Raw genomic sequence first — 5,045 nt, 5'->3', positions numbered from 1 at the left:
ATGCTCGACCAGTCGGGCCAGGAATATGCCGATGTGCCGCTGCCGAGCTGGCGGCCCGACATTCCGGCGCCGACCGGCGCCGAGCCGGCCGCAAGCGGGACGGCCGCGGTTGCCGTGCAGGGCGACCAGCCGGTCAAGGCCGCGAACTAGCCCGATGGGCGGCAGCTTTCCCATCCCGGTCTCGGTGCTCACCGGCTTCCTCGGCGCCGGCAAGACGACGCTGCTCAACCGGCTGCTGAAGGACCCGCAACTTACCGACACGGCGGTCATCATCAACGAGTTCGGCGAGGTGGCGATCGACCATCTGCTGGTCGAGCAGGCCTCAGACGGCATCATCCAGCTTTCCGACGGCTGCCTGTGCTGCACGGTGCGCGGCGAACTGGTCGATACGCTGGCCGACCTCGTCGACCGGCTGCAGACCGGCCGCATCGCCAGGCTGGCGCGCGTCGTGGTAGAAACCACCGGGCTTGCCGATCCGGCGCCGGTGCTGCAGTCGATCATGGCGCATCCGGCGCTGGTGCAGGCTTTCCGGCTCGACGGCGTGATCACTCTGGTCGATGCGGTCAACGGCAATGCGACCCTCGACGCTCATGTCGAGGCGGTGAAACAGGCGGCGGTCGCCGACCGCATCGTGCTCACCAAGACCGACCTCGTCACCGATGCCGGCGATGTCGCGGCGTTGCGAGCGCGCCTGCGTCAGCTCAATCCCGGCGCCGTTCTGCTCGATGCCGATGACAGCGGAACCGGCGCCGCGGCGCTGTTCGACTGCGGGCTCTACAACCCCGAAACCAAATCGGCCGATGTGCAGCGCTGGCTGGGCGAAGAGGCTGGTCATCATCACCATGATCATGATGGCCACCACCACCATCATGGCGACGATCATCATCACGATCACCAGCATCGCCACGATTCGCGTGTGCGCTCGCATTCGCTGGTCCATGACGGTCCGGTGCCGTTCTCGGCGATCGAGATGTTTCTCGATCTGCTGCGCTCGACGCATGGCGAGAAGCTGCTGCGTATGAAAGGCGTCATCGAATTGCTGGAGGATCCGTCGCGGCCGCTGGTCATCCATGGCGTGCAGAAGATCCTGCACCCGCCGGCAAGGCTGCCGGCCTGGCCGGAGGGCAATCGCGGCACCAGGCTGGTGCTGATCACGCTCGACATGCCGGAGGACTATGTGCGCCGGCTGTTCGCCGCCTTCACCAACAGGCCGTCGATCGACACGCCCGACCGCGCGGCGCTGGAGGACAATCCGCTGGCCATAGCCGGGCGGCGGTAGGGAGCCAGGACCGCGAACTCAGGCGTCGCCGCGCTCGACCAGGAAGCGATGGCCGCCGGACACCGCGGCCGTTTCGACGAGCTGATGGCCTGCGTCCGAGCAGAAGGCCGGAATGTCGATGACGGCAAGCGGATCGGTGGTTTCCAGCCAGAGCAGGCTACCCGGCCGCATCGCGGCCAGGCGCTTCTTCGCCTTGAGCACGGGGAGGGGACAGTTCAGCCCCTTGAGATCGTAGACGGCAGGGCGCTTGCTTTCTGTTTTTTCATGCATGTCGTTGTCTCAAACCGCCCCACACTTTTGGGCGACATGCATCAGCCAAAGCCTCAGCCGCCGAACATGCCGAGCAGCTTCTTCTTCAGCTTCGTCACCGTGCCGTCGTCGGCGCTCGCGGCCTGCGTTTCGGCTGCCGGCTCGGCCGCTTCGACGCCCGCGGTGGTGACCGGCTGCTGGGCAGCCTGCTTGGCGGCTTCCGCCTCGGCCAATGCCTGGGCCTTGGCAGCTTCCTTGGCGGCCTTTGCTGCCTGTATGGCCGCGAGCCGCTGTTCCTCGGCCTTGCGCTTGGCTTCCTTCTCGGCGTCGAGCGCGGCCATCTTGCGGCCGAGCGGCGAATCGATGCGGCCCATGCGCGCGGTCTCGGTCACCGAGCCGTCGCCATTCATCGACGGCGGGTCGATCGGCACGCGCTCGCCGCGGGCCCGGCGCTTCGACCAGTCGGAAACGATACTGGCTTCCTTGATGCCGGCAATCGTCGGCTTGGGCGCCGGCGCGCTCGACTTGACGGCGCCGTTGAAGGCCGAGTCATAGGTGCTCTGATAGGCGCTATAGGCGCTCTTCAGCGAATCCGGCTGCGTCGTGGCGGGGCAGGGCCCGGTGGGATCGAAGGTCGTGCCCTCCGGCGCCACTTGATTGAAGACGTAGCGCTTTTCGCAGACGTCGACCTTCGGCGGCACCTTGGTGATTTCGAAATTGTCGTAGCCGACCTTCAGCATCTTCCAGAAATCGTAGTTCGGGTCGTTGCGGTAACGCGCCATGTTGGCGGCGGTCATGCGGAATGGAAAGGCCTGGATCTGGAACTCGGTCTGCCCGCCCTGGAAGGCATCGCGGCCGAAAGCGTAGATCTGCTCGATCTGGGCATCGGTCATCGAATAGCAGCCCGACGACGAGCAGGCGCCATGCACCATCAGATTGGAGCCGGTGCGGCCATTGGCGCGGTCGTAGGCGTTGGGATAGCCGATGTTGAAGGACAGATGGTAGTTCGAGCGCGGGTTCATCTGCGAAGGGCGAACCGTATAAAAACCTTCCGGCGCCTGGCGGTCGCCCTCGGTGTATTTCGGCCCGAGCTTGCCCGACCATTTGCAGATGTCGTAGTTGGCCACCATCTCGTAGCGGCCATTGGTCTTGGCCTTCCAGATCTCCAGCTTGCCCTCTTCCTTGAAGATACGGGCCATCACCGACGAGGTGCGGACCATGCCCTTGGCCTTCATGTCGGCCAGGATCTTGTCCGGCAGCGGCTTGTTGGCCTCCGGCGCGAAGTCCTTCATCGAGGAATCGTTGCAGCCGGCGACGCCGATGGCGGCGATCAGGACTCCGGTGCGGGCAAGCTCGGCAAACATGGGTACGGCTTAGTCTTTCCCTCGGGCCACGGGTTCAACCGCCAGGCCCGCACGCTGAACATTAGCGGACCGTAAGCCCGTTAACCTTGAAAAATCCTTACCGCAAGCCTCGAACGACCCCTCGCGGCAATTTCATTGAGCCGAACGCGGCGGCATTTTTGTGGCGGAATCGTGCCCGTACACCACTTTGCCGCGTAGCGGCCGAAGCTATTCCAAGGCGATCAAACGTTTTGATAGAGACGGATTTGACGGGGACTAGTTGATGTCGGTGCCGCTGCCATTGCTGTTGCCGTTTTCCACTGGCGGCTGGGAAGTCGCTTGTTGAGCCGTCACTGCTTGCAGGCGGGCGACTTTGATCAGCGTGGGTTTCTCGTATTTCTTCATTTCAAATCCCCCGAAACGAGAAGCTTAATTAGCAGCCGTTAAAGCAAAGTGTCTATGGCGGCCCCGCTCCGAACCACCGGATCGTTGCCCTGGACCACCGATGTGGTGGCACCTTCCGGACGGAAAACCGTTCCAGAAGTTTGCTGGAATTGCCCGGATATAAAGCGCGTCGGGCTGAAACGGAGTCAGGCGACGCGCCTTAAGCCCTCCCGGAACCGCCCACATTTCCGGGCACTAGAGGCTGCGGCCCATGGCAAGGTATTTCTCGCGACGCTGCTCGCGGAAATCGGTGTTGGCGCCGGCAAAATCCTTCATCGTCTTGGCGATGAGGTCGCCGGTGGCGGCGATCACCGTTTCGGGGGCGCGATGGGCGCCCCCGAGCGGCTCGGGGACGATGGCGTCGATGATCTTCATTTCGTAAAGATCCTGGGCGGTGATCTTCATGTTGGTCGCCGCATCCTTGGAGCGGGTGGTGTCGCGCCACAGGATCGAGGCAGCGCCCTCCGGCGAGATCACCGAATAGATGGCATGCTCCAGCATGTAGACGCGGTTGGCGGTGGCGATTGCGATGGCGCCACCGGAGCCGCCTTCGCCGATGACGACCGAGATCGAGGGCACCTTGAGCGCCAGGCAGGCCGAGGTCGAGCGGGCAATCGCCTCGGCCTGGCCGCGTTCCTCGGCACCGACGCCGGGATAGGCGCCGGCGGTGTCGACCAGCGTCAGAAGCGGGATCTTGAAGCGGTCGGCTAGCTCCATCAGCCGCACCGCCTTGCGATAGCCTTCCGGCCGCACCGAGCCGAAATTGTGCTTCAGCCGGCTCGCCGTGTCCGAGCCCTTCTCCTGGCCGATAACCGCCACCGGCTCGCCGCGGAAGCGGGCGAAGCCGCCGACGATCGCCTGGTCCTCGCCGAAATTGCGGTCGCCGGCGAGCGGCGTGAAATCGCTGAGCAGGGCCTTGATGTAGTCGACGCAATGCGGCCTGTCGGGATGGCGCGCCACCTGCACCTTCTGCCAGGGCGTCAGCGACTTGTAGGCCTCGCGCAGCGCGTCGCGCGAACGCTTCTCCAGGCGGCTGATCTCATCGCCGACATCGACGGCCTCGCCGTTCTCGGCAAGCTTCTTCAGCTCGAGGATCTTGCCTTCGAGATCCTGCACCGGCTTTTCGAAATCGAGGTAGTTGTACATTCTTGAGCGGACCGACAGTTCGGAAGGCAGTGGCTGGCGAAACCCTCGAAAACCGGGGCTCCGGGCGGTGGAACGTCGTCCTCACATAGCGACATGAGGCCTAGTCGGCAAGCGGATGATGATCATTGACCAGCCGCACCAGCCGCTCCTCCAGCACATGGGTGTAGATCTGCGTGGTCGAGATGTCGGCGTGGCCGAGCAGCTGCTGCACGGCCCTGAGATCGGCGCCGTTCTGCAGCAGGTGGCTGGCGAAGGCGTGGCGCAGCACATGCGGCGAGATCTTGGCCGAGGCGATGCCGGCCCTTGCGGCAAGGCCTTTCAGGTCGCGGGCGAAGACCTGGCGGGACAGATGGCCGGTGTCGGAGGCGGCCGGAAACAGGAAGGGGCTGTTAGCGAGCGCCGGCCGCTCTGCCCTGGCGGCAAGCCAGGCGCGCATCGCGGCGCGCGCCTTGGCCGAGAGCGGCACCATGCGTTCCTTGTTGCCCTTGCCGCGCACCATGAAGAAGCGGTCGTCGCGCAGCGCCACCGTCACCGGCCTGCGTGTTTCCGAGCTGGTCGGCCTGCCGGTGACGGTGGCGCTGCGC

At 64.8% G+C, this 5,045-nt stretch carries 6 protein-coding genes and 1 pseudogene; 2 read left to right on the top strand and 5 right to left on the bottom strand.

The genetic code is table 11. The annotated features are described in order from the left end of the window. Both EN738_RS36565 and EN738_RS30820 read left to right on the top strand, forming a co-directional pair. Positions 1-150: pseudogene (locus EN738_RS36565) on the top strand (D-alanyl-D-alanine carboxypeptidase); the annotation flags it as partial. 4 nt (positions 151-154) lie between these two features. After that, the gene (locus tag EN738_RS30820) at positions 155-1,279 is read left to right on the top strand and encodes a GTP-binding protein (protein ID WP_127286901.1); all 1,125 of its coding nucleotides are present in this window, start codon (positions 155-157) and stop codon (positions 1,277-1,279) included. Positions 1,280-1,297: 18 nt separating this feature from the next. Here EN738_RS30820 and EN738_RS30815 read toward each other — a convergent pair whose 3' ends face one another. From EN738_RS30815 to EN738_RS30800, 5 genes are all read right to left on the bottom strand, one after another. Beyond that, positions 1,298-1,549 (bottom strand): sulfurtransferase TusA family protein, encoded by a 252-nt coding sequence (locus tag EN738_RS30815; protein WP_127286900.1) that lies wholly within the window; start codon positions 1,547-1,549, stop codon positions 1,298-1,300. 53 nt (positions 1,550-1,602) lie between these two features. Beyond that, a complete protein-coding gene (locus EN738_RS30810; protein ID WP_127286899.1) occupies positions 1,603-2,892 on the bottom strand; it encodes a murein L,D-transpeptidase family protein in 1,290 nt (429 codons plus the stop codon). Between the two features lie 255 nt (positions 2,893-3,147). Then, a complete protein-coding gene (locus EN738_RS36840) occupies positions 3,148-3,276 on the bottom strand; it encodes a hypothetical protein (RefSeq protein ID WP_281015756.1) in 129 nt (42 codons plus the stop codon). A 234-nt stretch (positions 3,277-3,510) separates the two neighbouring features. Continuing rightward, a complete protein-coding gene (locus EN738_RS30805) occupies positions 3,511-4,461 on the bottom strand; it encodes an acetyl-CoA carboxylase carboxyltransferase subunit alpha (protein WP_127286898.1) in 951 nt (316 codons plus the stop codon). Between the two features lie 100 nt (positions 4,462-4,561). After that, positions 4,562-5,045, bottom strand: a 484-nt coding sequence (locus EN738_RS30800; RefSeq protein ID WP_145966980.1) for a tyrosine-type recombinase/integrase, incomplete at its 5' end; no start/stop codon positions are given.

Origin of the sequence: Mesorhizobium sp. M4B.F.Ca.ET.017.02.2.1 (assembly GCF_003998955.1) — a bacterium.
Taxonomy (GTDB): Bacteria; Pseudomonadota; Alphaproteobacteria; order Rhizobiales; family Rhizobiaceae; genus Mesorhizobium; species Mesorhizobium abyssinicae.
The sequence above is the reverse complement of the archived record's forward strand: the minus strand, read 5'-3'. Positions and strand labels throughout refer to the sequence as shown.

What these genes read in the sequence shown, in the direction of transcription:
- EN738_RS36840 (WP_281015756.1), bottom strand. Translation starts at nt 3,276, where the DNA reads ATGAAGAAATACGAGAAACCCACGCTGATCAAAGTCGCCCGCCTGCAA.
- EN738_RS30805 (WP_127286898.1), bottom strand. Translation starts at nt 4,461, where the DNA reads ATGTACAACTACCTCGATTTCGAAAAGCCGGTGCAGGATCTCGAAGGC.
- EN738_RS30810 (WP_127286899.1), bottom strand. Translation starts at nt 2,892, where the DNA reads ATGTTTGCCGAGCTTGCCCGCACCGGAGTCCTGATCGCCGCCATCGGC.
- EN738_RS30820 (WP_127286901.1), top strand. Translation starts at nt 155, where the DNA reads ATGGGCGGCAGCTTTCCCATCCCGGTCTCGGTGCTCACCGGCTTCCTC.
- EN738_RS30815 (WP_127286900.1), bottom strand. Translation starts at nt 1,549, where the DNA reads ATGCATGAAAAAACAGAAAGCAAGCGCCCTGCCGTCTACGATCTCAAG.